General features: G+C 38.4%; 25 protein-coding genes. 9 read left to right on the forward strand and 16 right to left on the reverse strand.

Going from position 1 to position 25,401, the window contains the following annotated elements; all coding sequences use genetic code 11:
* Positions 1–160 precede the first annotated feature (160 nt).
* The 4 genes from MA_RS11500 to MA_RS11515 all read left to right on the forward strand — a co-directional run bounded on the left by MA_RS11500 (position 161) and on the right by MA_RS11515 (position 4,240).
* Positions 161–925: an ABC transporter ATP-binding protein gene (locus tag MA_RS11500; protein ID WP_011022197.1), complete on the forward strand. Its 765-nt coding sequence runs from the start codon at positions 161–163 to the stop codon at positions 923–925.
* 108 nt (positions 926–1,033) lie between these two features.
* Complete coding sequence (locus tag MA_RS11505) at positions 1,034–2,479, forward strand: hypothetical protein (RefSeq protein WP_226990833.1); 1,446 nt, start codon at positions 1,034–1,036, stop codon at positions 2,477–2,479.
* Between the two features lie 355 nt (positions 2,480–2,834).
* On the forward strand, positions 2,835–3,197 hold the full coding sequence (locus MA_RS11510; RefSeq protein WP_226990834.1) for a potassium channel family protein: 363 nt from the start codon (positions 2,835–2,837) through the stop codon (positions 3,195–3,197).
* Between the two features lie 197 nt (positions 3,198–3,394).
* Entirely contained in the window at positions 3,395–4,240 is an 846-nt protein-coding gene (locus MA_RS11515) for a hypothetical protein (RefSeq protein ID WP_157860187.1), read from the forward strand.
* A gap of 460 nt (positions 4,241–4,700) precedes the next feature.
* Here the strand turns inward: MA_RS11515 and MA_RS11520 are convergent, their stop codons facing one another.
* From MA_RS11520 to MA_RS11530, 4 genes are all read right to left on the reverse strand, one after another.
* The gene (locus MA_RS11520) at positions 4,701–5,552 is read right to left on the reverse strand and encodes a methanogenesis marker 8 protein (RefSeq protein ID WP_011022201.1); all 852 of its coding nucleotides are present in this window, start codon (positions 5,550–5,552) and stop codon (positions 4,701–4,703) included.
* Between the two features lie 277 nt (positions 5,553–5,829).
* Positions 5,830–6,069: an MTH865 family protein gene (locus tag MA_RS11525; protein WP_011022202.1), complete on the reverse strand. Its 240-nt coding sequence runs from the start codon at positions 6,067–6,069 to the stop codon at positions 5,830–5,832.
* An 11-nt stretch (positions 6,070–6,080) separates the two neighbouring features.
* Positions 6,081–6,308, reverse strand: coding sequence for a hypothetical protein (locus MA_RS26905; RefSeq protein ID WP_011022203.1), 228 nt, complete (start codon positions 6,306–6,308; stop codon positions 6,081–6,083).
* A gap of 1,221 nt (positions 6,309–7,529) precedes the next feature.
* Positions 7,530–8,420 (reverse strand): hypothetical protein, encoded by an 891-nt coding sequence (locus MA_RS11530; RefSeq protein WP_011022204.1) that lies wholly within the window; start codon positions 8,418–8,420, stop codon positions 7,530–7,532.
* Between the two features lie 72 nt (positions 8,421–8,492).
* Between MA_RS11530 and MA_RS11535 the strand changes: the two genes are divergently transcribed.
* The 3 genes from MA_RS11535 (at position 8,493) to MA_RS26910 (ending at position 10,921) form a co-directional block, all read left to right on the forward strand.
* Entirely contained in the window at positions 8,493–9,656 is a 1,164-nt protein-coding gene (locus MA_RS11535) for a tyrosine-type recombinase/integrase (protein ID WP_011022205.1), read from the forward strand.
* A gap of 482 nt (positions 9,657–10,138) precedes the next feature.
* Entirely contained in the window at positions 10,139–10,453 is a 315-nt protein-coding gene (locus MA_RS11540) for a hypothetical protein (RefSeq protein ID WP_048065338.1), read from the forward strand.
* 33 nt (positions 10,454–10,486) lie between these two features.
* Positions 10,487–10,921, forward strand: coding sequence for a hypothetical protein (locus MA_RS26910; RefSeq protein WP_157860188.1), 435 nt, complete (start codon positions 10,487–10,489; stop codon positions 10,919–10,921).
* Between the two features lie 578 nt (positions 10,922–11,499).
* Here MA_RS26910 and MA_RS11550 read toward each other — a convergent pair.
* The 4 genes from MA_RS11550 to MA_RS11570 all read right to left on the reverse strand — a co-directional run bounded on the left by MA_RS11550 (position 11,500) and on the right by MA_RS11570 (position 16,415).
* Positions 11,500–12,528: a hypothetical protein gene (locus MA_RS11550; protein ID WP_011022209.1), complete on the reverse strand. Its 1,029-nt coding sequence runs from the start codon at positions 12,526–12,528 to the stop codon at positions 11,500–11,502.
* A 519-nt stretch (positions 12,529–13,047) separates the two neighbouring features.
* Positions 13,048–13,233: a hypothetical protein gene (locus MA_RS26915; protein WP_157860189.1), complete on the reverse strand. Its 186-nt coding sequence runs from the start codon at positions 13,231–13,233 to the stop codon at positions 13,048–13,050.
* Positions 13,234–13,309: 76 nt separating this feature from the next.
* Positions 13,310–14,254, reverse strand: coding sequence for a tyrosine-type recombinase/integrase (locus MA_RS11565; RefSeq protein ID WP_011022212.1), 945 nt, complete (start codon positions 14,252–14,254; stop codon positions 13,310–13,312).
* Positions 14,255–14,951: 697 nt separating this feature from the next.
* Positions 14,952–16,415 carry an ATP-dependent nuclease gene (locus tag MA_RS11570; protein WP_011022213.1) on the reverse strand — a complete coding sequence of 488 codons (1,464 nt, stop codon included), beginning with the start codon at positions 16,413–16,415 and terminating at the stop codon, positions 14,952–14,954.
* A 700-nt stretch (positions 16,416–17,115) separates the two neighbouring features.
* On the opposite strand from MA_RS11570, the gene MA_RS11575 reads away from it, so the two are divergent.
* Both MA_RS11575 and MA_RS11580 read left to right on the forward strand, forming a co-directional pair.
* Entirely contained in the window at positions 17,116–17,979 is an 864-nt protein-coding gene (locus MA_RS11575) for a hypothetical protein (RefSeq protein WP_011022214.1), read from the forward strand.
* A 1,012-nt stretch (positions 17,980–18,991) separates the two neighbouring features.
* Entirely contained in the window at positions 18,992–19,303 is a 312-nt protein-coding gene (locus MA_RS11580) for a hypothetical protein (RefSeq protein WP_157860190.1), read from the forward strand.
* 719 nt (positions 19,304–20,022) lie between these two features.
* On the opposite strand, the gene MA_RS26920 is transcribed toward MA_RS11580, so the two are convergent.
* The 8 genes from MA_RS26920 to MA_RS11605 form a co-directional block, all read right to left on the reverse strand.
* Positions 20,023–20,181: a hypothetical protein gene (locus MA_RS26920; RefSeq protein WP_157860191.1), complete on the reverse strand. Its 159-nt coding sequence runs from the start codon at positions 20,179–20,181 to the stop codon at positions 20,023–20,025.
* Positions 20,182–20,285: 104 nt separating this feature from the next.
* A complete protein-coding gene (locus MA_RS11585; protein ID WP_011022216.1) occupies positions 20,286–22,526 on the reverse strand; it encodes a DUF927 domain-containing protein in 2,241 nt (746 codons plus the stop codon).
* Between the two features lie 3 nt (positions 22,527–22,529).
* Positions 22,530–22,709, reverse strand: a complete 180-nt coding sequence (locus MA_RS11590; RefSeq protein WP_048065341.1) for a hypothetical protein — start codon at positions 22,707–22,709, stop codon at positions 22,530–22,532.
* Positions 22,706–22,867: a hypothetical protein gene (locus MA_RS26925; RefSeq protein WP_157860192.1), complete on the reverse strand. Its 162-nt coding sequence runs from the start codon at positions 22,865–22,867 to the stop codon at positions 22,706–22,708. The genes MA_RS11590 and MA_RS26925 overlap by 4 nt, the downstream gene beginning before the upstream one ends.
* The gene (locus tag MA_RS26930) at positions 22,867–23,277 is read right to left on the reverse strand and encodes a hypothetical protein (protein WP_011022217.1); all 411 of its coding nucleotides are present in this window, start codon (positions 23,275–23,277) and stop codon (positions 22,867–22,869) included. The genes MA_RS26925 and MA_RS26930 overlap by 1 nt, the downstream gene beginning before the upstream one ends.
* Before the next feature lie 53 nt (positions 23,278–23,330).
* Positions 23,331–23,471 (reverse strand): hypothetical protein, encoded by a 141-nt coding sequence (locus tag MA_RS26935; RefSeq protein WP_157860193.1) that lies wholly within the window; start codon positions 23,469–23,471, stop codon positions 23,331–23,333.
* Between the two features lie 347 nt (positions 23,472–23,818).
* The gene (locus MA_RS11600) at positions 23,819–24,118 is read right to left on the reverse strand and encodes a hypothetical protein (RefSeq protein WP_048065343.1); all 300 of its coding nucleotides are present in this window, start codon (positions 24,116–24,118) and stop codon (positions 23,819–23,821) included.
* Between the two features lie 265 nt (positions 24,119–24,383).
* Positions 24,384–25,232, reverse strand: a complete 849-nt coding sequence (locus tag MA_RS11605; protein ID WP_011022219.1) for a methanogenesis marker 8 protein — start codon at positions 25,230–25,232, stop codon at positions 24,384–24,386.
* Positions 25,233–25,401: the final 169 nt, after the last annotated feature.

Genomic DNA, 25,401 nt, shown 5'->3' on the forward strand with positions numbered 1-25,401 from the left:
TTTTTGACTTTTTCTCAGAAATTTCCGGCCCTGTCTTCTCAGAAATTTCGGAATACTTCTTATTTGTTCTGTAAAACAGAAAGGTTTAAAAATATATTGAGAGTATTTATGAATATATATTTAACTGTTTGAGCGATATTACTCTGAAGGAGCCTGAAATATGATTGAGGTAAAGGGTCTTTCCAAATTCTACGGACAAACAAAAGCAGTAGATTGTGTGGACCTTTCTATAGGCAAAGGTGAACTTTTCGGTCTCCTGGGCCCCAACGGCTCCGGAAAAACAACCATGATCAAAATGCTTACAGGGCAGATAAAGCCAGGTTCAGGCACTCTTAAGGTACACGGGATAAATGTGCTGGAAGACCCCCTGAAGGTCAGGGAACTTGTAGGCGTAATCCCGGAACAGGAGACTCCCCCGAGTTTTCTGACTGCGGAAGAGTACCTGCATTTCGTTGCAAAGGTACGAAAAATGGAACACTGTGAAGAGGTCTGCGAGAAATGGTTTGAGTTCTTCGATTTTGGGGACCAGAGAAATTCCCTCTGCAAAGACCTCTCAAGAGGCACGAGACAGAAACTGATGTTTGCCCAGGCTTTTCTACATGAGCCGGAACTTGCTATTATCGATGAGCCTCTTATTAATCTCGATCCTGTGATGCAGAAGAAAGTCAAAGACTTCTTACGGGGCTACGTGAAGGATGGGGGAACTATTTTTATTTCCACGCACATCCTCGAAATCGCAAAAGAAATCTGCACAAGTATCGGAATTATTTACCGAGGAAAACTGATACACACCGGTCGCCTTGATGACCCGTTTCTTCAGGGCAGGAACTTTGAAGAGTTTTTCCTGGAACTGGTTGGCAGGTGGAAAGAAATTCCAAAGGATATTCCGAAAGATCCTTTGAAAAAGGTACCGGCACTTGCTTAAGGACCCCTGTAAGTTATTTGGGTTTACACTCTTTCTAACTTTTCACTTCTGTAAAGGTTGAAAAAGTAAGTATAAAATATAAGTGTTAAAGACGGAAAGCACAAGAATGTGAGTACCAAAAAAAACGGCAGGGATTTTATGTTTGACATTTTCAAAAGCATGATTAAAGAGGAGTGGCGGATGCACTCCAGTCTTTTCGGGCACAGGGGTTTTGTCCTCTTTCCGGTCTTTATTTTTTTATTCACGTTTTTTGCAAGCCTGGTCCTGCCCTTGTTCAGGGAGATTGTTAGCGATGCCCAGATCGCTCTCGGGATGCATTATCTTTTCCTGCTTGCGGGAGGCATGGTCGGGGCTTTCGGGCTTATGGGCCGCGAATTTATGAACCGTCGTTTCGGGCAGGCAAGCCTGATTGCATATTCTTCTAGAGTGCTTCCTGTATCTGAAAGGTTTATCTTTGCCAACTTCCTGGGAAAAGATATCGTATATTATTTTGGCCTCTACATCCTGCCCTTTGTTGCAGGCTTTGCCTTTGCAGCAAAATTTGTCCCTGCGGGCAATTTCGGAGCTCCTTCAATCCTCCTGACCCTTCTCCTGACCCTTTCTCTTTCCTTTATGATCGGGATTTCTGCAGTATTTTTCCTGTCAACCGTTTACGCTCACTCAGGAAAGATCTCGCTTTTCTGCCTGTTCACCGCTTCACTGTTCCTGCTCCGTATATCAGGAAATATGAATCATGAGACCCTGTACAGCCTTCCAAGCCTTTCCTTTTTCCTTGCTCCCTCCGAAAAGCAGCTCCTGCTTTCCGGGGTTCTGATCCTTGTCCCTTCCGCACTCTCGCTTATTTTCCTGAAACTCGAATTCCCTCAGGCACAGAAGAGTTTTTCCAACTCTTTTTCAAAGCTCTGCGGGTATCTCGGTTCGTACAGATATGCAGCTTTTGTTGCAAAAGACTCCCTTGATCTTAAGAGAAGCGAAGGGGGGCTCGGGAAAATCATTTTCTCTTTCGTGCTCCCTTTCCTGCTCGTCTGGACCCTGCTCTCTGCGCTCGGGAAGGTTATGCCGGCTTTAAGCACGCTTACACTTTTTGCCCTCGTGCTCGGCGTGCTTTCATCTTCGATGTATAACTGGCTTACCGAATACGATATTTTTTCATCCTATTCCTTTCTTCCCCTGAGGGTTTCGGATATGATAAAGAGCAAGCTAAACAGCTATCTTCTTCTTAACCTGATCCCCCTGGTAATTCTGACCACTCTCGCCCTTAAAAATGATCCCTCATCCCTTATCCCGTCCCTTCTGCTCTTCCTGACGATCTCCCTTTACATGGTTTCGGTACTCGTTTACCTGACCGGGCTCTCCCCTTCCATTAACCTCTACAACGGAAAGACCTTTGCCCTTTATACTCTTTCAGTAATGCCCCTCCTGCTGCTCAACATAATCCTGTCCATGTTCGGGCCGTACTATGCACTTGTGGACCTTTTGCTTGTGCCTGTTGCCCTGTACCTTCTCCTGAAAGGGTTCAGAAAATGGGATTGCAACGAAAGCCGGTATTTTTAAGGGAGAGTGTTTTCCATGACGGGGTTTGACCGGTGGTTTTGAATATGAAATCAATTGACCAAAAACTAATATCAGGAGTTTAGGTGGATAGCTGTTTTTTAGCAGATAGATGTCTTTTAGCAGATGTATGCCTTTTAGCTGAATAGATGTCCTTTAGTGGATAGATGTCTTTTTAATCATTGATTGAAAATATATAATTGGGGAGAGGTTAGAAGCCAATTTCTCATCCCCTGGGTTAATTCCGAAGAGTTCCCTCTCAGGCGGATCGGAAATCGGATAACGTGATTTATCGGAGGAAGAGACTACGATTCCATTTCTCTTAACTTTACTTGCATTTTTAAGAGTACTAAGAAGGTTGCTTAAGGACGAGAAGTTCCGTGCCCTCCTGTATATCACGGCGTTCACTCTTGCTATTGGGACTTTTTTCTATCATTCTGTTGAGGGTTGGGACTGGCTTGATTCTCTCTATTTCTCGGTTATCACCCTGACAACTGTGGGGTATGGAGATTTTACCCCTAAAACAAACATCGGGAAATTTTTTACAATAATTTATATTTTTATAGGGTTGGGGATCCTTGTCGCTTTTGTTACTCCTATCGGAGAATATATAGTAGATAGAAGACTTGACAGGATACAGGAGAGGGAGCAGAAGAAAGAAATACCTGAAAATGAGTTTGATTTCTCCGGCGTAATCGGAAAGTTGAGGGGAAAAAAATAAGGTTTTTTCTTTTCCAGACTTCTTACATCAGATTAATCTATTATGTTTTTTATAATTCATATAGTGCATCATTCGATGTTGTATCATTTGATATTGCATCATTTCATAACCGTGTATCGGGCATATGTGCAATAATTTTTTAAAATTAAACAAATGGGGTGAGGAGCATTAACAGATTCAGTTTTTTTGTAATGGTAGTGCTTATTACAGCAATGTTATTTGTTTCCGGTTGTTCTCAGAATACACCTGAAGAAGATACAACCGAAGAAACAGGTGGCGAAGTGACCGAAGAGGTAACCGAAGGAGCAATGGAAGGAACAACGGAAGAAACAACTGAAGGAGTAACTGAAGAAGCAACAGAAGAAGCAACGGAAGAAACAACCGAAGGGGTAATGGAAACAGAAGGGGAAGGAGGATATAGCTCTGTTATAAATCCTGATGATTTTGTTGAGGTTGTGGACAATCCTTATTTCCCCCTGACTCCAGGCACAACTTTTGTCTATGAAGGGGAGTCCGAAAGTGAACCGATAAGAGATGAGGTTTACGTCACCAATGAAATGAGAACGGTAATGGGAGTGAAGACGATCGTTGTCCGGGACCGGGAATTTGAAGACGGGGAGCTGGCAGAAGAGACTTTTGATTGGTATGCTCAGGACAAAGACGGCAACGTCTGGTACTTTGGGGAAGATTCCAGAGAATATGATGAAGGTGAAGTTGTGAGTACAGAAGGCTCCTGGGAAGCCGGGGTTAACGGAGCTCAGCCCGGAATTATAATGAAAGGTAACCCTCAGGTCGGCGATACCTATCGGCAGGAGTACCTGGCTGGCGAAGCAGAAGATATGGCTGAAGTTATATCTTTGAACGAATCGGTTTCCGTTCCCTACGGTCCTTTTGAAAACTGCCTGAAAACAAGAGAATGGACTCCGCTTGAACCAGGGACCGAGGAAAACAAATATTATGCTGCCGGAACCGGGCTACTTATGGAGATTACCGTGAGAGGAGAAGCCGAGGAGCTGGAACTTGTAGAAATTATCACTGAATGAACAGGAGCATTTATGGCAAAAATGTGCAACTGAAAAAGCTCCCAAAACAGGAGCCAGATGTGGTAAAGCAAAAGCTTCAGCCCCGGAAAAGGCTGCAAAAAAGGACGCAAAAGCTGACAGTAAATCGTCCAAAGGCGCAAAGAAGTAATAATTAATCAATCCTATCTGAAAGCCAACCCTCCAAGCAGCAGCTTGTCAATGTACAGGACTTCATGCGGCTGAAAAATACAGTAAATTTAGTAAAGTTGAAAGCTCCAGACGAAAAAACGGATTAACTAAAAAACGGATTAGGAATTAAAAATTGATAGGTTGATGCTTTTAAATCAAATCTTCGGGACCCGGGCTGCAAGAATAAGCATTCCGGAAAACCCGAGAACTAAAGTCTAAATGGATTTTTTCTGTTTTGCTCTTTAAATGACTCTTTTACTCCCTCCAGGGGGAGAATTTCAGAATATTGCTCTTAAATTAGTTCTTTCGGCTGTTTATGCTCCGGCAAAACCGGCAGTTCCATCGTATTGATCAGAATGGGGCTTTCAATATTCTTGGCCCTCTCAATCACCAGTTCCTTTCCTTTCTGCGTGAGCGCAAAAAGAGGAATCGCTGCTGCCACCTGCACAAGAGGTCTTGCAAGCTCCCTGATATGTTTGGAAGCGCAACTGATAACAATATCCGAGTTATCCAGCAGCCCCTGAGCTTCTTCTTGACTGACACCCGTTACATGTACTGCAATAACCAGCAGGTTAAGTCCCAGTCCTGCTTCTATTTTCCGGACTTGTCTGGAGGTTTCCGCATCTGCAACCGTAACGGCAATTTTTTTATGGCCAAGTTCTGCAGCTTTTCTTACCCCGCCTGCAGGGTCGATGGCTGCAGTCGAGGGGGAAAGTACGGTTCCGCCCCGTTCTTCTATTCCTTTGATAACCGCATCTATCGGCTCGGTTTCAATAAGGCCGGACATCCTGGCTCCTATTCCCTGGACCAGCGCCGGGTTGCTGGAGATCACGGTTCCTGCGCCGTCACAGGCGGTTACGGTTGTATCAAGGAAACCGTTCTTGAGGCCGCTCATCATAACTTCGGAGGCCCCGAAGGCAACAACGGTTGTTTCAAATTCGAGCTTGCGTCTTTCCGTAAACATTCCCAACTCGCTGATGCGGACCTCCATGTTTTTCCGGATTTCTTCCGGGGTCATCTTCTGAACCCCTCGCAGCTTGACAAAGAGAGGGCACCATTCCACTTCAGGAGCCCCGACTTCCATGACCTTCCCGTCTTTTACGACTACTCTGGCTTTCCCCATCATTTCCATTATATGAGGCATATAGGCACACCCTTTAAATGCTGGATAAAGTAATTAAATCCGTTCAAAATAAGTTTTTCTTAACTTAATGCTCCTCAACTTAATGATTCTTTTTCTGGCTATTCTTGCCTTAATAAGCAATGTTTGGAAAAAAGCATCAACTGCACAGGATAAGAAATTTTAGTGAAAATTAAGAGTTAGCAGCGAACACATGAAAGAACAATAAACAACTATGATCGAACGATAAACAACTATGAGCGAATAATGAGTAATAATGAATAAAGAAGGAAGGCAGGACTTAAAGCCCTGCTCTGTCAACAATTGTGTCTGCCACCTGTTTTGCATCTTTAAAAGGGAAATCGGCTGCTGTTAACAATTTGCCAGCTTCCCCTGCAGTAACGGCAAGGTCGCCTGATCTGCATGTGGTGTCTGCGCCGGCAGGGAATGCAGCGAGTAATTCTTCGGGTGTGTTTATAGGAAACTTTGCGCCTTTAAGGCCTGCAACAATCTGTCCGTGAATATCATCTCTTACAGTCATTTCTTATCCCTCTATCTGGTATTTTTTTCTAAAATTTTTTTCTTCTTTCCAGGTTTCAGGTTTTCTTCATCTGGACTTTTTACTTCTTTGCAGTTTGATTTCCTCCGGAGAATTCTTCCTGCAATAACATATTGGCGGGTTATTGATATATACTTAATCGGCACTGGAATGTAGTTAAGGCATTTAAGTACACTACAACAACGATTAAAGTTATCTCTATACCTCTCAAGAGCTTCCATAATAAACTTTTAGAAGCCTAAAATGCTTGAAGCCTAAAATAGTTCATTGCTGAAATAAAAAAGTGATAACAAAATTAAGGGATGAAAGAAAGATATTAAGAAGAAAGGATAAAACAGCCAGGAAAAAGAATAAAGTGCTTAATCTGATTTTTTTTTCGGTAAATTCAGAATTCATAATTAGTAATTAGGCATTAAATATGTTCATGTTTTAAGAATTAATTTTTTTCCGGGTTCCTTCAAGAGTCAAAGCCAAAATAATCTGTTTAATTTCGATAAAGCAGAGGAATGCTTTGCAAAAGTAAAAGAACCGGCAAACCTGACCCCGGAACAAAAAATTCCGAAGCAAAGAAAAGAACGCTTTTTGAGGAAGATTATCCACGTGAGTACATACGTGAGTACCTATTAGTGCGTCTATTTTTTAACCCAAATTTGACAGAAGCATACAGTTTATAATGTATAAATGGACTTCATGCTTATGTTTTCTTTATACAATTCAAAGTTTGTCTTGTATCTTACGATTTTTTGACGTTATTCATATTACCAAAATGTAATGTGTCGATGCAATGTGCTTTGTGTAAGAAAATACTATATTAATTAGCAGAATCTGTCAAATTAGGGTTTTAATGAGTAGAGTATATAATTAGTTCCAGCTTCAAAACTAAGCCTACCGGCCATGGTACCGGGCTTTTGTCTGCGTTGAAGCTGGTCCTGTAGAATGACTTAAATTCTTCAAATACTTTGCAGAAATTGGATAAAAAAAGCTTGGATGTGGCTTCAGGGATTTGAGAAAGCCGAGCCAAATCCCTGAAGAATCGTTGGGTTGCAGGAAATGTGGTACAAAACCTGCGACTTTCATTGCGACTTGTAGTTCGAGATGGAAGGAACACCGCCCACCCCGAAACTGAGGCACTGTAGAATCTGGGTTAGAGAGCCCAGAATATACAGAAGTATTTCAGACCGAAGAATTATTCGTTCTCATTCTATTTAGTTGTTGCGTTATAGCTTATTTTTGTATTATTTCCTGTTATATTTTTTTGATAACACCATAACAATTGCTACATTTTATATGCATTTTCATAAATGTGCCTGTGCCCTCATCACCACACAATGCTGTATTTGATTCTAACATGTATATATTTTCCCCAATTAAGAAAAAACTGAAAATACTCTTGTATTCAAAGAAATATTTTTCCTTTTATAATCTTACCTTAGTTGTAGAATTCATATTACGAATCCTGAGGTATCTTCAACCATGCCCAATCCGCTACCGGTTTCTTCCAGGGTTATGATCCTGTCCTCCAGCTCGACCTGGAAATCGACTACATCGACAAGGTTTTCTATATACCTGAAATTGAAATTCTTTGTGAAGCTGAGAGCCTCCTTGCAGTAGCTTTTTGTGACCATGAATACTCTGCTTTCTTCAGCTGTGACTATCCATCGTTTGTTCCCTTTTTCCGAAGGGTACTCGTACACTTTTGCCTTCCTGAAGCGGTGAAGCTTTCGGGTTTCCGCATCGTAAAATTCCATGGAGTTGTGTATATTGTATTCTACTCCGATAATCTCGATATTCGGGATGTAGTAAGTCAGGACTGATCCGTTTTTGAAGATGATTCTCGACCATTTCCAGGGGATGAACGGGCCGATAACAATTACTTTCTGGGCATAGCACTTACCGGAGAAGTCCTTTCCGAACAGCTCACCTTTGAAATCGAAATAGAGGTTCGCAAACCTGTACCCGAATAAGCCTCTGAAAAATTCGGACAATTCCGAATTGTAATTAACATCAGCCGGTTCTCTGATCTCCAGGCAGCAGACCTTCTCGCCGCTGTTTGATATGTCAAGCATATATTTCGGAAACACCCCGTGGAAATTTGCTGTCAGGTCTTTGCTGGAGCAGGTCACCCTATCATCTTTAACTTCGATGAGTCCCGGCTCATCCGTGAGTTTTCTCTTTATTTCATCATATGCCCAGGATATGCAGTACCCCTCAGTTTTGTCATCAATTATTTTGCTGTTCCCTACATACTTACCGTTGACCTCGATATCACCCGCGCTCCTGCCGAACATGAGAAAAAACTGGCGCCGGGATCCGTCATCGGCTGTGAATTTCATGAACCAGTATTCTTTCCCGAAAAGAAATAATCAGAACAGTACTCTTTTATAGTTTCATGCCTACTACTTTTTATGAATGATTTAGACAGATTCAGAGAAAAATTTGAAAATGAGCGTGATGAATACCACCCGGATAATTACCGATTGCTGCAAAGACATTTCCGCAAAATTGCCAACAATGCAAAGTTAAGTGACCGGACGCGAGAAAACCACTATATCACGCTTACACGGTTTGGTAAGTGGTGCAAGAAGCCATTCGGAGAGCTCACAGAGGATGATATTCTAGACTATTGCGAGTATCTTGCAAATTCCAAAAGAATAGTAAAAGGGAAACAGGTAAAATACAATGCATCAACCCTTTATTATTACAAATCAGGACTTAAAAGACTGCTTAAAGACATCAAGCCAGAACTATGCAAAAGTCTTGAAATAAAGACCGTAAGCAAGATTAAAGCTCCTTCTGATATGTTGACAGAGGAAGAGATCGAAAAGCTTCTTGACGCTTGCCTCAATGCCCGTGATCGTGCCCTTATTTCTACGGCTTATGAGAGTGGGGCAAGACGAAAAGAACTATTAAGCGTGAAAATCCGGCATGTGACCTTTGATCAAAATGGAGCTGTCCTTTTTATCCCTGACAGTAAGACCTTTGAACGTAGGGTACGCCTGGTATTCTCAAGTTCATACCTCAGGGCATGGCTGGACGTGCACCCAAGAAAAAACGATCAGGATGCACCAGTTTTCTGCTCTCTGAGGTCACCATTTAATGTTATATCTCACATGGGAATAGTCGACCAACTAAAGGATCTTGAGAAACGATCCGGGATTAAAAAACATCTTACAATGCACCTGTTTAGGCACTCAGCAGCCACAAAAATGGCAAAACACCTCACAGAGCAACAGATGAAAATAGCACTTGGTTGGCAGCCTAATAGTGGTATGGCGAGCGTGTACGTACATTTGTCAGGTAAGGATATTGATAATGCAATTCTTAAGATGAATGGAATCGACACGGAAGAGGAAGACACCAACAATAAATTGAAGGTAACAAAATGTCCGAGATGCCGGGAAATACAAGACTCAAAAGCCTCTTTTTGTTTTAAATGTGGGCTTCCACTTAATAAAGAGTTTTCCGAGAATATTGATTCTGATTTCCAACAAGTCACAAAAAATATTATAGATTTTAATGATCCTGATGTTAAGGCACAATTATTAGAGTTTTTAACTAAAAATAAATAGTTTTAGAAATATAGAAAGCTTAAGGAAGAAAGCAAATAGCAAAAATAAAAAAAGAAAAACGGCTCGCGACGGCAAACCCTGGTACTTATAATCAAAGTAAGACGAAAAGGAAGCCGACAACGATTTGATAATAACAAATCGTCTTTAATTTTGGCAATATTCATATGATATATGAAGAAATCAACATCAAGAGGATTTGTATTTTGCTATTTATAAAATCAATATCGGGTGAGACAGTATATCAAAAACAAACTTTATTTTTTTCTAACAAAAAAATCACTATCAAATGACATTATAGTAAGAAACTACATCAAAAATAGCATGTTATAGAAATGTTATCAGATATCGAAAATGAAAACGGAATAAATCAGTAACAAATCAAAAAAACAAAACTATAACATTTCTATAACATTTCATAGACTAAAAACCAATAGCTGTTAACCTTCCGGAAAGAATCCGGAAAAATACGGGAGTTACCGGAAATGTCAACTGATATTGAAGAAGAAAAAAGATTAGATGTAAGAACATCTCCTGAGATGTACGATATCATCAAAGGCACCGGAAAGAGCATTAATACAGCAGTAAATGACGCTCTTAACATTGTTTATGGTAAAAAAACGATTACAGGAAACATTCCTATAGATTTAGATATTCCTATAGATATATACGAAAAAATGGAAAGGAAATTCACCAGTGTAGAAGAAGCCGCACCACTTTTAGTGGAACTAACATACTTAGATCTCCGACTTTCAGAAACCCGTCAGAAACTAAAAAAGTTACAAATAAATAAGAATTAAGCAACGGTAGACCTCATACTCACCTCTCATTTTTTGTATTTTTTATTATCCAGGGCATCCTTTCCCAGGGAGAAATTCTTCCTTGCAGCTGCAGGCCAGGACCAAGACTTTCTTCCAGGACCAGGACTTCCTTCCAAGGCAACCTTTCCCAGGGAGAAATTCTTCCTTGCAGCTGCAGGCCAAGGCCCGGACTTTCCTGGCGCCATGATCCTGCAGGTCTGGATCCAGAGGAAGGCCTTCCATCAGGGAGCTGCAGCAATTTCCCTGCAGGCCAAGACCCGGACTTTCCCGAGCCCCATGGTCCTGCAGGTTCTGGAGCATTATTTCCCGGAAAATAGCCTTTCAAAAATTCCCTTAAAAAACACTATCAATAAGCACTCTCAAAACATGCCTATGTTTTTCTCACAATTTTTTTACATTCACCCTGCAATACTTAAAATATATCAATGTATTAAAGAGCATGATTAATTTTGTTTCAAGTTCTGGTTCTAGTTCATCTCATGCTACCAGAATACTCCTTGGAGAATTCACTATTATAATATTAATTATTATAATAGTGATTCTCTTAATGGTAATGATCTTTATTTTCTACTATACCAAATATAAAAAATGACATTGTTTCCATTGGACTTTTGACTCAAGAGCTAGTCCCAAAACTCAAAAATTACCTCTTTAGATCCTAGTTTTGAAATAATTAGCCGGGATACCAATTTGGAAATAGTTCTGAAACTCTTACGAATTGGGAAATAAAATTGGTTTTGGGATAAGCTCTATAATTAAAAAAAAACTTGAAATAATTCGTAATTTTCTTTTATCTTCTCCGGGCTCCGCCCCCCAACCTTTATACGCGTAAAACCTGTACGCGTGGCAGGCAGATAGCCGCGAACTGCGCGGCATGCCAGAGCGTCCGGGTTCGGCTTTCCGCAGGTTGGGACCCCCCTTTCCGGGAAGCCCCTTCCTCAGAGTGAAACAAAAGAGAGCTGTAAAATTTTTCAGGAAAATTTTCTTCGGATAATCCATCTTTGAACATATTGAGAATGAATTTATTATACAGGAAAAATAGCTTTTAGAATTCTGGGATATTTACAGAACATTATTTCAGAAATATTTTCCACTTTAATGATACTTATATCATCCCTATTAATTGAACATGCTCCATTTTCTGTCAGCACCTCTATCATGGACCCATGCTTCAAAATTATCCCACAAACACTCATTCCATCTTTTAAATATAAAACAGATATCTGATAACGAGCACCATAGTATCCGGCACAATAAGCGAAATTTGTAAAGATTAAGAAAGCAAGTACAAAAGAGACTAAAATTACTTCAAAGGAGTTACTAAGTTTACATAAATAGTACATGATAAAGATCATCACAAAAGGAATGAAACGCAATCGAACGAAACTCCTAAATAGGTCTATAAACCATTTGAATCGTTCGCGTAGATTTACTGTTCCATATTTATCAAAATTAGTGTATGACTTGCGTCTATCTTTGAGACAATCCGCACCATATTGAAGAAGAACTAACAAACAAAGTTCAACAAGTAACAACAGAGATATTATAAACCATTGCATATAAATTTCAAACAATATCAAATAAGGTTCTAACATACAATTTATAACAGATAATATGCCTGCAAAATAATGAGACAGATGTATTATATACCATGGTATATATATTTCAAAAAAAGAGTGTGAAGTAAGAATTAAAACAACATATTTAAAAAAAGCAAATATCAAATAAGGTTCTAACATACAATTTATAACAGATAATATGCCTGCAAAATAATGAGACAGATATATTATATACCATGATATATATATTTCAAAAAAAGAGTGTGAAGTAAGAATTAAAACAATATATTTAAAAAAAGCAAATATCAAATAAGGTTCTAACATACAATTTATAATAAATAATATGCCTGCAAAGTAATGCGAAGCTGCATTATATTCTCTAACTTGTGTTTCTCCCCAACGCACTCCAAAGAAATAAATTATAGCACTTATGAGAACAACTACAATTGGAATAAGTCCAATTATATCAGAATATTTAGTTAAATCATTCTCCATCTTACTACAAAATGTACTTAAGATATATGAAGGTCATTATTATAATCTATATATCATTAAATATTTTTCATATTTATTCACGATCTATTCATCCTTTATTACCAAAAGAAGGCCTTGTTCTAGATCCTCGGCACAGATGTGCTTCAGGACCTGAACAGCTGCACATAAAAACAGTATCGGTAATAGCCCAGAGGGAAAGAAAAATTTCCGAACATTTTCCGAACATTTTCCTTTTCACAAAAATTTCAATCCAAAAGGAACTTCCATTTCCGACGAAGCTTCCATTTCCGACGAAGCATCCATTTCCGAAAGGGCATTTCCCCTTCCTCATTCCCCTTTCCGAAAGGGCATTTCCCCTTCCTCTTTTCCCTTTCCACTTTCCTTTGCCTTCCAAGCATTCCTTTGCTTTCCAAGCATTCCTTTCCTAGATCTGGAGGAAGGCCTTCCTAGCCCGGGGAGAAATTCTTCCTTGCAGCTGCAGGCCAGGAATTTCCAACAGAGCTTCCATTCCAACGGCACTTAGACTGCCAGGACTAGGACTTTCCCGGGCTCCAGTATCCTGCAGGCCAGGCCCAGGATATTTCCCGGAAAATAGTCTGCCAAAAAAACTTCCTGGCCCGGGGAGAAATTCTTCCTTGCAGCTGCAGTCCAGAACCTCAAGGTCTGGATCCGGAGGAAGGCCTTCCACCCAGCTGCAGCAATCATCCTGCAGGCCAGGACTCGGACTTTCCCGGGCGCCAGGACCTTGCAGATTCTGGAACATTATTTCCCGGGAAATAGTTCAGGGCTTAATGCCCAACTGAGGAATACATTTTAAATAAGCTTCTCTTAGTTCATCCTTTTCTATGTGGTCGTACACGTCTATTGCTTCGCCTCTCGAATCTCCCCTTAATTCTTGAATGAATGTCCTTTCCATACCTGAACGTCTAAGCCACGTAGTGAACCAGTGCCGGCAGCAATGAGGGGTAAAATGTTCTTCAAGTCTCCCATCAGGGTTATGAAGTCCTATAGAGGAAGCGGCAGACGTGACTACATTGTATACTAAATTTCTTTGTATACGGTGACCGTTTTGCTTGCCTATGAATAATGCTTTTTCTTTGTCATGCCTCTTGTTAAGGTACTCTTCCATGAAGACTTTAGTTTCAGAGTCAAAGAATACTATACGATTTGACCTTTTAGCTGTCTTCTTGAGTCTTACCGTACACTTTTCTAAGTCTATGTCAGCTCGATCAAGGGTAATTAATTCATTTCTTCTGATACCAGTTTTCGCTAAAAAGATTATCAATGCTTGATACATGGGGTAACCTGGTACTTTGACAAGCTTTGCCATGTCTTCAATGGTAATCAATTGCCTTGTTTCCGGTGTATGATATTTTTTGTAGCTTCTTAGATAGCGTTTTCTGAACGTGGGAATGTTATTTCTCTCGATTATGTGCTTGAATTCAAGGAAGTCAAAAAAGGTACTTAGTGAAGCAAAGTAATTGTTACAGGTTGCTAGTGTGTATTGTCTTTCATCTCTTATGTGAACAAGGAACCCTTCAAGCTCTGTAAATCCTGCATTCACTCCACACATTTGAAGGAAAAACTTAGCATGACTTACGTATCCTTCTATTGTTCTTTTAGAGTAGCCTCTCCCGATACAATCGGAAGTGAATAAACTTATAAGTCTTTCATCATCCGGTGGCTCATAGATACTAGTTAGCTTAATAGCTGTTATTTCACCCATGAATCAATAAAAGACGTTTGTAAATAAATACTTTGTGTATGATGGTACTTCAAACACAAAGTATAAGTACATTTACTTTCTTTTAATATATGCTGGTAACAGCAAAAAAGCGCCAAAGTAGAATGACGTCGATTAGAAGAGTAAGTTGGACGTGGGCCTTGAAAAAGGTAGAAGAGAGCTTACTCTTAATCTCAGTTAAAAACGGAATTGGTATTTGAGGGTTATTCCAGTAATCCTCATAAAAAACGTTATTCTTCGATAAATTCTATGTAATTACAGCATTCACAGTATAGTGCTTTTTTAAATAGTTTCGTCTTTCTGGTTTCTCGATCGGTTGTTTTCTTCCATAGGTTAATGAGGTAACATTCTCCACATTGAGGGCATTTTTTAAGTTTACTTTTGCCCCTTCCGGTTTGTGGAAGCCTTTTATTAGTGACACGCTTAGGCATAATGGAATATCGGTGTATTAAGTATTAATGGTTTCTAACTTGTGCAATAATAATTATTTGGGGTCGCTTGAGCTATATGCCTTCGGTTGCAAGCTGTTAGAAGGCATTTCAGGCGATTCTTCAATTATACATCCATCACTCCCATTGATGAGAGCCAACCACCAGGAAGCCAGCCGGTTCAAGCTTCAAAAAAGTCGAGAAGACTGCTTTCTACTTTGCCCCCTAGTGACAGCTTCGCTGATATTGGGTCAACAGCTGAGATTTACTTGGATTCTCTCTAATATCTCTTTTAACCCATCGCTGTAATCCTTATCTATCTCCTTTCTGTGTATGTCAAAAATTCCCTTTGTTATACGATTTTGACAGTCTTTGCAATAATTCTCATCTTTTAGAAAATTACATTTACTTCGAAGTTCGCATTCTTTATCTCGGATATCATTTGCATTCAGCAACTCAAAATAATACTGTTGGAATCTTTTCTCTACATCATCTTTTTCGGCTTTTTTATTCCCATCATATAAACAACAAATTCTTTCAAAACCCAATGAACTTAAGATTGCCAAAATATATTTGATATTTCCAGCTCCACCAGCACCAAAACCGAAAAAATTAATTTTACCCTTAATATCCAACAATCGTAAGGCTTTCTTTAAAAGCACCACATCTTCCTGACCTTCTACAATTAACACTCCATCGCCTAGAAAAAAACATGATCTAGCATCGTAACCAAAGACGTGTGGAAAATTTATGTTTTCAATTGAATTTTCCAAGAATTTTTTAGTATCGTCGTCTAAGTCCAATTTATGTATTTTTGAAGTGTTCCCTTGTTTTGCTACTCTACAAAGAGTTCCTCCATTCAGAATAGATTCAATAGAAACCATTTCAGGGGAATGTGTAGCGTACAAAACTTGTTTGTCCTTAGTGTGTTTAAGAATTACTTCTAAGAGATTCCTCTGTAGCTCTGGATGTAAAGACAATTCAGGTTCATCGATGACAAGAAGTTTACCCGGCAAGGAATTTAATAAAGCTTCTACTAAAAAAAGAAGACTGACAAGCCCTTCACCTAATCCATCTGAGTCGTGATCGACGTTTTGTTGGCAAATTTTAACATAATAATCTCCAGCATTGCTTAAGTCAATTGTCCAGCTTAATCTATATCCTAGGACCTTCTCCAAAAGATCATCAAACGTTCCTTTCAGTTCTGGGTCTTTAACCAAATCAAACAATCCGTTATCTTCAGCATCAATTGGTTGCCCTCTAGGTTTAAGCATAATTGATTTGGATAGTGCCCGAAGCCTGTCACCACCATATGACGCTTTATTAGAATATGGGTTAAAGAATCTCCTGGACGGCAATACGATAATTGGTAAATCGTCAATTCTAAAAGTTCTTTCTGCTTCAGATCCACCAGCAGAGTGAGTTTTTAAAATATATGTATGAAAATATTTTCCGTCTATTTTCTTTTTATCACATGTCTGTAGTGTTATCTCAACTCTACTTCCGACTACTTTGTTCCTTTGCCCTTCCGAAAAGCTGATATCACTCCTTGAAGAAACCGCTTTAAAAGCCTCAATAATCGTTGACTTCCCTCCGTTATTAGGACCAACTATTACTGTAAGTCCAGATCCTTTCTTTCCATCAGGTATAGATAGCTTCAACTCTTGTTCTTCTGCAAAACCGCGAAACCCTTTAATTTTAATACTTGAAATCATGTTTTCACCTCAATGAGATTTGAACAAAGAATAATGGCAAATATTATGTTTCAATAAACGAAGTTGTTATAAAAACTAGTCGAATTTTCCCCATACAACGATAAGGATTGTATCTGAGAACAAAAAAATTGCAAAATACCTTTAGTATGCAGAACTAACATAATTTTTCTAAAAGCCGTAATACAAAAAATGTTAGTTTTGTTCTATCGTCTGATTATATAGAGCTCATCCCAAAACCTATTTTATCCCTATATCGGTCAAAATTTCAGAATTATTTTCATTATCTGTAACTCGATTGACTATTTCAGATTCAAGATTCTGAGAGCCGATTTTGAGTTTTGGGATAAGCTCATAATGAAAATTGCCAATTTCAGGCTGATTTTTCCACAATTGCCTATGTGTTTGTTTTCTCGATTATTCCTCATCATATAGGAATATGCTTGTTTCCTCCGATAACCCAGGGTAATTGTAAAAAAACATAAAGAAAAACATAGGCCGTTTTTTATTAAGTCTCTTGATGTTGATTTTGCATTCAAGCTTTTATGAGATTATGATACTAGCACATTTTATTAACTAGTCACTCACGAAATATTTATATAGTAAAGGGTAATACTGGATATTATAGTAGTACTATGTTGCTAACCATTCTAAAAAGCAAAAAACTTCAATTGAGTCGAACTTTCAAAGGAAGGTAGACATAATGACACCAGCAAAAGATATGCAGAAAATGGCAGAAATGATGAAACCAGTAAAAGATATGCAGAAAATGGCAGAAATAATGGCACCAGCAATTGAGTCGCAGAAGAAAATAGCAGAAATAATGGCACCAGTAATAGAGTCGCAGAAGAGAATGGCAAATATTGTTGCTGACATGACGGAACCAGCAATTGAGTCGCAGAAGAAAATAGCAGAAATAATGGCACCAGTAATAGAGTCGCAGAAGAGAATGGCAGATATTGTTGCTGACATGACGGAACCAGCAATTGAGTCGCAGAAGAAAATAGCAGAAATAATGGCACCAGTAAAAGATATGCAGAAAATGGCAGAAATGATGACACCAGTAAAAGATATGCAGAAAATAGCAGAAATAATGGCACCAGCAATTGAGTCGCAGAAGAAAATAGCAGAAATAATGGCACCAGTAATAGAGTCGCAGAAGAGAATGGCAGATATTGTTGCTGACATGACGGAACCAGCAATTGAGTCGCAGAAGAAAATAGCAGAAATAATGGCACCAGCAATTGAGTCGCAGAAGAAAATAGCAGAAATAATGGCACCAGTAATAGAGTCGCAGAAGAGAATGGCAGATATGGCGTATAGTCTGCCTATAGAGGACATAGCGATTTCAACAAATTTTAAAAGAATTAGAGCTAGTGCACCATACAGGAAATCTATTACTTTAACAGACATGGACTTAGAAAGAGCGACAAAACTTGAAAAGATATTTGATACAGTGTACCGTAGTGAAGCCCCGTTCAATTTCTCTAAAACTATATCAAAAGCCTTAGAGATAGCATTCTTTTTGCAACTGACACCAATGCAGCAGTCAGGATCAGAACAGTAGCTATAAGATTCAAAATTTAAAATGCTTATTGATTGTGTTTTTGAGGGACTTTTTGAAAGGCTATTTTCTGGGAAATAATGTTCTGAAGGATCCTGGCGCCCAGGAAAGTCATGGTTCTGGCCTGCAGATGCAAGGAAGATCTTCCCGAATGAAAGTATTCTGACTAAGATTTATATAGTTGCCGTGACTTTGAATATAACGAGCTATCTTTATTAGAACAGTTTCCTTATAGAGATCGAAAAACTTCCAAATTTGTAAGGAAATTTATATATCCAAGGATAACTAACCAATGTCTATATCACAAAGAAAAAACAATCAGGAGGTCTAAGGTCTAGAAAGTAGATACAGAATTTCATTGACAACTGTCAAGATTTGCCGATCTTGACAGTTGAAGAAATAGCCTTTAGTTACATTGAACATAATTGACTTGACATTACAGTATTCTGAGTATTTGTTTCTCCCCTATATTAGTCTTTGTATTTTGAGGAGTTAACGCTATCAAACACGTCAATAGTTCATCTTTTCTAGAGGTGTCTCTTTACATGTATCGAAGTAGCGAACGCTTTAAAAATCTTCGGAGTAGAGATGAATTATTCGTTAATATTTACTTTATCTGGGAAGATTCCTGAAGCACGAATCCTGAAAATAATTCTCTTGACTTTCTTGACTCTGCTACTCAAGATAATTTATTCTATCGGGATTAATGTGCATATGTAAAAAAAGTAGCATGCTAGTCACATAAGAAAAAGTTTTAAAATAAACTGCAGCTGCAAGGAAGAATTTCTCCCCGGGCCAGGAAGTTTTTTTGGCAGACTATTTTCCGGGAAATATCCTGGGCTTGGCCTGCAGGATACTGGCGCCCGGGAAAGTCCTGGGCCTGGCAGTCTAAGTGCCGTTGAAATGGAAGCTCCGTTGGAAATTCCTGGCCTGCAACTGCAAGGAAGAATTTCTCCCCGGGCTAGGAAGGCCTTCCTCCAGATCTAGGAAAGGAATGCTTGGAAGGCAAAGGAAAGTGGAAAGGGAAATGCCCTTTCGGAATGGGGAAAAAGGAAGGGGAAATGTCCTTTCGGAAATGGATACTCCGTCGGAAATGGAAGCTTCGTCGGAAGTGGTAGGCACCCTTGCGGAACTCGAAGGCATAGATTCGGAAGTGGGAAAGGAATGTGGAAGTGAAGCTTCTAGGGAAGGCCTTCCTCCGGATGCAGACCTATCGGTCCTGAGGCCCTGCACACAAGCAAAGTATAACTTCCTAAAAAACGGTTTTTTGAAAATAGATTTTGTATCTTTTCATTTTGGTAAGGTTAGCAAAAAAACAGCCTATTGATAATGTTTTATAGGTAAGATTACGGTAAGGTTAAGGTAAGGTTAAGGTGAGGTTAGAAAAATATAACATTCTAAAAAACGGTTTTTTGAAAATAGATTTTGTATCATTTCATATTGGTAAGGTTATCAAAAAACCGGCTATTAATACCGTTTTCTAGGTAAGGCAGAGGTAAGGTTAGGCAAGATTTGAGAGAATTTTTTATGCAACGTATCTTAACCTTACCATTACCTTACCTTAATCTTACCTTAACCTTACCTTAACCTTACCTTAACCTTACCATAAACAATAGCAGTAGAAAATAGCAACAAATAAAGAAAAAAAATGGAAAAAAACATAATTTCCAGAGGGTTCTATCTCTAATAAAGATCCATCAAGACCTTTGCAGCTGCGCTCCTGGAAGCTCTCCTGCAGGATCCAGAAAACAGAACGGAAGTATTCACCCACATTTGAAAAAGATTAATATTGAAAAATTAGAGTTTAATACTTTAACTGTTTAAATTGATTATAAAAGATTGTTTTTTTAATCTCATAATATTGACACCCCCTATACAAAAAAGTGGAAAAAACTAGGAAAAACTAGGAAAAAGCGTATACTGATAGTGTTTTCGAAGTGGAAAATAGGTGGAAAATAGGTGGAAATCGGTGGAAAAAACTGCGTTTTAGTGGATGAGAAAAAATATATAGAATATATAAAAAAATAAAAAATATAAATTAATATTTTATCTATCTATTTTTCTCATCCACCATTTTCCACCTATTTTCCACTTTTTTCCACCAATTTTCCACCTATTTCCTGTAATTTTCCACCAATTTCCACCAAAAACGCTATCGGATAATTTTTTGCTTGTTTTTTTAAAAAAAAATAATTTCAAAAACATCTTTAATATCTGATTATTTTTTAAAAGAAATTTATATAATCAATACATATTTATTTGATATATTTTAAAACAGAAATAACTATAATTTCAGAAAAAAAATATCCTTATTTAGATCTCTGCTTTATTTTTGAGAACATTTTTACGATATCCTGGAATCCGTAATGAAATGAACAGTCTTTCCCATCATCAGTTTTGATAAATTCTTTTGCAACTTCTTCAGATGTTCTCGTCACGTTATTTAAATCGGGCCGTTCTACAATGAAACCCTCACAAATTCTTTTTAAATTTACTCTTGAGTTCTCTTTGGATCCCTTTAGTTCTTCTATGTCTTCACATTCTTGTTTATTAAGATCTTCTTCTATCTCTATATCTTTCTTTTTTATTTTCAATACATCGTATATTTTTTCAAATTTAATATAATATCCTCTCGCGGTCTGCCCGTTTACAGTCGTACAGTATTTCTTGGTTTTTCCATCAGTACGCTTTGTTAATATGCCTTCTTTATCCCATTCTTTGATAGCACGGTCAAAATTCTGATTTATACTTCCTAAATATTTCCGTAGGGCTCCTTCATCATATATTACTCCTGCAGCAGTAACCCATCCCTTTATCTCAATTCCTTTAGCTGTCGTCGTGCTATACGGATCTAGTTTGTTACTGTATTCAAAGGACCGCCTATTCCTCACATGCCAGGAATAAACAGCGTCCAGAGCTCGGATGTAATATGGGATGGTTTCGTCATTAATGACAGTTGAAATATAATATTTTTTGCAGATCTCAAAAGCATTTTTATGAGGTATTTGGTACTTCATTAAAACATTCTCTAATATTTGACCTCCGAGTGTTAGAGCCGCGTAGTAATTTTTTTTGCGAGCTGCGAAAGGTGTAGATGCGACTTCAAATTTATCCCTTATCACGTTGTACCGGTTTTTCAGAATTTTCTGGTATGAAATTATCACTTCTATTATATCATCCAAGAAAAACCCATAATGACTTCTAACAGTTTCTTCAATTTCGCGGATGCGATTTTCGTCTATTTTGGGTACCCCATCGAATATTTCCAGAATACGGACCATTTCACCCGTAGCAGAACTATCTGACTGCGTTAACGGATACTCCCCTGTTGAAATAGTCACATTTCGCCAGGTAACTACATTAGCTGCACGCACTTCATTATTCTTAATCGTACCTCGGTTTCGACTTACTCCGTTTACCAGGTTGTACACATTTTGCCTGAACTGGGGGTTTCTGGTAGTCTCGTCAAACGCCAAAACAACATCTGTGTTCTGTATTGCTGTTTGTTCGATCCCGATATCTGTGCTGTTTGCACTTCTACATAGTAATTCCGGATTCCCTATTAATGAAAGTGCTATTTTTGTCGTTAGTGTTTTTGATCCGGAGCTTTCGAAGTATTGGTGTAGTATGAATGATGGGGCGTCAATGATTTTCAAAATCATAGCTGCAACCACTGAATAGCATTTTATGCGGGTTATATCATAATCCAACATTGGAGCTATTATTTTTATCCACTCATCTCTATTTCCTTTCTGAGTATACATTTCCCCCATAACTTCATCAATTGGTATAATATCTCTCTTCCCATCTGCTGAGTACGAATTATTACCAATAATAAATATTGCACAGTCTTTCTTCCAACCGGTCCGCAGTGCTGTATATTCCTTTGGCATCCATCTTACATACTTTACCATCTTTTTAAAATATGTTAATAAGTATTTTGAATCATTGCTATTGATATGTAATCCTAGATTCGCAAGTTTTTTAATATCAGAGGATAGGATATCAGAAGGCAATACCCACTTAGTATTATAGTCGCCTATTACGTTTCTGTAAGTACATTGATAGAGAAAAGTTTCATCATCTAAATTTACACCTGTTGCAGATATCACAATAGGGGTTTCTGATATCACATCATAATCTTCTATATCTTTATTATTATTAAGTACCTCAATTCCGTTTTTGGACACCCTGAATGGGTAAAGGTTAAAATCAATGTTGAATACATCTGTTTCCTGTTCGTTTGGAGTATTCATTATTTCGTTTATTCTCTGTTCTATAGCTTCTTTTTCATTATCCCATGTGGTAGGAGAATATGTTTCGATGATTTTGAAAACTTCCCATGCTACAAATCTATATTTTTTTAAGATCAAAGCTAACTTTTCAAGATCTTGAAGACCCCACGAAGGAGCATACGAAAACAAAGTTCTTAACTCTTCGGACTGGATCATAACCTCCACGATTTCAAAATTGAGATTTACGGAGTCTAACTCTGAATTGTATGGAATTTTATTATACCATTCTAACAGCTGCTCGCGTAATGAAGCCATTTTTCACCCCTCGAAGCAATCCATATATTCAGCTATATCATAGCCTTTTTTCCAAAAAGAAAGCGTGAACGCAGAAGATAACGTTTTTATCCTTTGATTACATATAGAAAAGTTGGATTTAGGATTCTCTTTGTCCGCTCCCCTATGCCTGCCAGCTTTTAGGGAGCCTCTTTTTTCATTCAAGGCGTATCCACCCCAGCGACAGTTAAAACAGTAAGTGCAAAAGCCTTTTCTGTGGGGTTTCCAAACTTGGCTTTAAAGTTGATAGCTTCCTTATATTCAGAATAGATTTTTTTGAAAGCATCAATAGTTTCAGGTTTAAAATTAGAAACTGCCTGCATTACTTACCGCCCCCGCAGACACAAGAGACTTTAAATAAACTCAAACTATCTGGATCTAATACTCTCCGATATTTGCCCCTATAACAATGCAAAATGTATTTTAATATCCCGTCTTCTCTTGCTGATTTTGGGATAAACGTTATTATTATTCGAGAAAGCACAAAATATATGTTAAAACCTGATGAATATGCAGGTTTTATAGCATGGCACTTCTCTTTTATAGCTTCTCTCGCTTCTTCTTTTGTATTGGCGTTATTAAGTATTATTTTTCTCACCCATGTTAGAATAAAAGCGGAAAGCGAGAGTATAAACAAGATTAATGCAGTTGGAATAGGAATGTCTATACCTGTTAAAAAGTGTACGAGCAAAAACAAGGCAATTGTTAATGCAATTTTTTTAGATATATTCATTTTTTACCTTCCTATATTTTTATTAATCTTCTTTTATTATATTCAAAATTTCGTCATGCATTAAACATTTTCTTTATTTTATCTGCCAAAAACGTGCTTCTTTTAGCTTCGCCTCTGGCTTCATCTACTTTTTCTAAAGTCTCTGGATCTAAATACAAGCTAACAGCATATTTATTTGCGACTCGACAAGCCATTGTCTTACCTCATAGAATTTAATTCGAATTAATCTATTGATACTTTTAAAATTATAAATAGTTTTTGTGTAATATATATAGCACATATAGTACATGTAGCACATATAACACATTACAAAACTTTAGTTAAAAACGATAACAATTGCGCTTTTACGTTTAGGTCTTTGAAATATATTACCTGTTTAGTGACCTGTTGGAAATCAGAATCAATAAAAAAGAGAGCCAAGTACTCAGTGTTAAAGACAATATCCAATTTTTTAAATCAGTTAACTACTCTCACTTTTCGTATTTTTTTCATAATAATTTATATAGTACATAAATATCCTATATATACTCGTGAATACCTGTTAAAAAAAGTGTACTCTTTTACATATGACTTTCCCGAAAAGGGGAAGATCCTCAAAGGAAAAAAAAAGGTCGTCAATGCCTCTTTTTGCTCCTTTCTTCACCAGCAGCCTTTCAATTTTATCTTTACGGTCCTTTATCGTCTGTATTGATGCGATAAACGCTTTCTTTTCGATTTCAGGCAAGTTTCTGATGTAATCGTTTCTTTCTTTTATGAAACGTAAGAGCCTGTTTTTTTCGGTTATGATTCTTTCTTCAAGAATGTTGTTTTTATTTTCTCTGTCACTTAGTATGGCAGTCATCTCATCTTCCCTGAAACTTTAGGCAATACTTTTTCAGAAATATAACATTCATAAGTTCTAAAAAATATAATCTTATCGTAGAAAATTCTGGACACGAATTTTTTGCCGGAAAAAACAGCATCATGAGAGGAAAAGAAGTATCTGAGGATAAAATAAAATGAAAGGAGTAGGAGAGAAGAAGAGAAAAAAAGAAAAAGAAAAAGGAAATGAAAATGGAAAAGAAAAGCGTAAACAGTAACGGCTTTGATGCCATTTTTATTTCGCTTTAAATCAGGTCCTTTGGCTGTTTGTGTTCAGGCAGCACAGGCAAAGCCATGGTATTGATCAGAATCGGGCTTTTGATGTCCTTTGCCCTTTCGATCACAAGTTCTTTTCCTTTCTGGGTAAGGGCAAAAAGCGGTACTGCAGTCCCTACCTGAGCGATGGGCTTTACAAGGTCCCTGATGGGCTTTGAAGCGCAGCTGGTTACGATATCTGAATTTTCCACGAGGACTTGGGCTTCTTCCCTGTTTAAACCTGTAACATGGACTCCAATTACAATCAGGTCAAGCCCGAGTTCGGCTTCAAGCTTCCGTAACTCTTTTGCGGTTTCAGCAAAAGCTGCAGTTACTGCGATCTTTTTGTACCCGAGTTCGGCTGCCTTTTTCACGCCTGCAACAGGGTCCATTTTTGCAGTTGAGGGGTCAAGCACGATTCCGCCGCATTCTGTAATTCTGTTTATGATGCCATCGATCGGTTCGGTTTCAACGAGCCCGGACATCCTTCCACCCATTCCCTGCACAAGGGTCGGGTTGTTGGAGATGACCGTCCCTGCTCCGTCACAGGCGGTCACGGTTGTGTCAAGCAAGCCTCTGCTCAGGCCTGTCATCATAACTTCCGATGCTCCGAACCCTACAAAATCCTCAAGTTCCAGCCTGCGCTTTTCCGTAAACATCCCGAAGTCGCTGATCCTGAACTCCATGTTCTTTTTAACTTCTTCAGGGGTGATCTTCTTGATTCCCCGGATCTTGGCAAAGAGGGGGCACCAATCAACTTCAGGCTCTCCGACTTCGATGACCTTTCCATCCTTTACAACAACTCTTGTTTTTCCAAGCAATTCCATTATGTGAGGCATAGTTCCACCTTTAAAGCTGAGTAAAAATACGATTGTTAAGAAACCTAAATTAGGAAAAAACTGTTGATAAGGGTTGGGGTTGCTTACTTAATAGTTTATTGTTTTTGGGCTTTTGGTTCTACTTGTGGGTTTTTACAGGAATTTTTATTTCTTAGCTTATAGTTTTCAA

The sequence above is a fragment of the Methanosarcina acetivorans C2A genome (assembly GCF_000007345.1).
Taxonomy (GTDB): Archaea; Halobacteriota; Methanosarcinia; order Methanosarcinales; family Methanosarcinaceae; genus Methanosarcina; species Methanosarcina acetivorans.

Bases quoted from the DNA above. Each gene is read 5' to 3' on its own strand.
- MA_RS11500 (WP_011022197.1), top strand. From the start codon at position 161: ATGATTGAGGTAAAGGGTCTTTCCAAATTCTACGGACAAACAAAAGCA.
- MA_RS11520 (WP_011022201.1), bottom strand. From the start codon at position 5,552: ATGCCTCATATAATGGAAATGATGGGGAAAGCCAGAGTAGTCGTAAAA.
- MA_RS11525 (WP_011022202.1), bottom strand. From the start codon at position 6,069: ATGACTGTAAGAGATGATATTCACGGACAGATTGTTGCAGGCCTTAAA.
- MA_RS26905 (WP_011022203.1), bottom strand. From the start codon at position 6,308: ATGGAAGCTCTTGAGAGGTATAGAGATAACTTTAATCGTTGTTGTAGT.
- MA_RS11530 (WP_011022204.1), bottom strand. From the start codon at position 8,420: ATGAAATTCACAGCCGATGACGGATCCCGGCGCCAGTTTTTTCTCATG.
- MA_RS11535 (WP_011022205.1), top strand. From the start codon at position 8,493: ATGAATGATTTAGACAGATTCAGAGAAAAATTTGAAAATGAGCGTGAT.
- MA_RS11540 (WP_048065338.1), top strand. From the start codon at position 10,139: ATGTCAACTGATATTGAAGAAGAAAAAAGATTAGATGTAAGAACATCT.
- MA_RS11550 (WP_011022209.1), bottom strand. From the start codon at position 12,528: ATGGAGAATGATTTAACTAAATATTCTGATATAATTGGACTTATTCCA.
- MA_RS26915 (WP_157860189.1), bottom strand. From the start codon at position 13,233: ATGATTGCTGCAGCTGGGTGGAAGGCCTTCCTCCGGATCCAGACCTTG.
- MA_RS11565 (WP_011022212.1), bottom strand. From the start codon at position 14,254: ATGGGTGAAATAACAGCTATTAAGCTAACTAGTATCTATGAGCCACCG.
- MA_RS11570 (WP_011022213.1), bottom strand. From the start codon at position 16,415: ATGATTTCAAGTATTAAAATTAAAGGGTTTCGCGGTTTTGCAGAAGAA.
- MA_RS11575 (WP_011022214.1), top strand. From the start codon at position 17,116: ATGACACCAGCAAAAGATATGCAGAAAATGGCAGAAATGATGAAACCA.
- MA_RS26920 (WP_157860191.1), bottom strand. From the start codon at position 20,181: ATGTTTTTGAAATTATTTTTTTTTAAAAAAACAAGCAAAAAATTATCC.
- MA_RS11585 (WP_011022216.1), bottom strand. From the start codon at position 22,526: ATGGCTTCATTACGCGAGCAGCTGTTAGAATGGTATAATAAAATTCCA.
- MA_RS26925 (WP_157860192.1), bottom strand. From the start codon at position 22,867: ATGCAGGCAGTTTCTAATTTTAAACCTGAAACTATTGATGCTTTCAAA.
- MA_RS26930 (WP_011022217.1), bottom strand. From the start codon at position 23,277: ATGAATATATCTAAAAAAATTGCATTAACAATTGCCTTGTTTTTGCTC.
- MA_RS26935 (WP_157860193.1), bottom strand. From the start codon at position 23,471: ATGGCTTGTCGAGTCGCAAATAAATATGCTGTTAGCTTGTATTTAGAT.
- MA_RS11600 (WP_048065343.1), bottom strand. From the start codon at position 24,118: ATGACTGCCATACTAAGTGACAGAGAAAATAAAAACAACATTCTTGAA.
- MA_RS11605 (WP_011022219.1), bottom strand. From the start codon at position 25,232: ATGCCTCACATAATGGAATTGCTTGGAAAAACAAGAGTTGTTGTAAAG.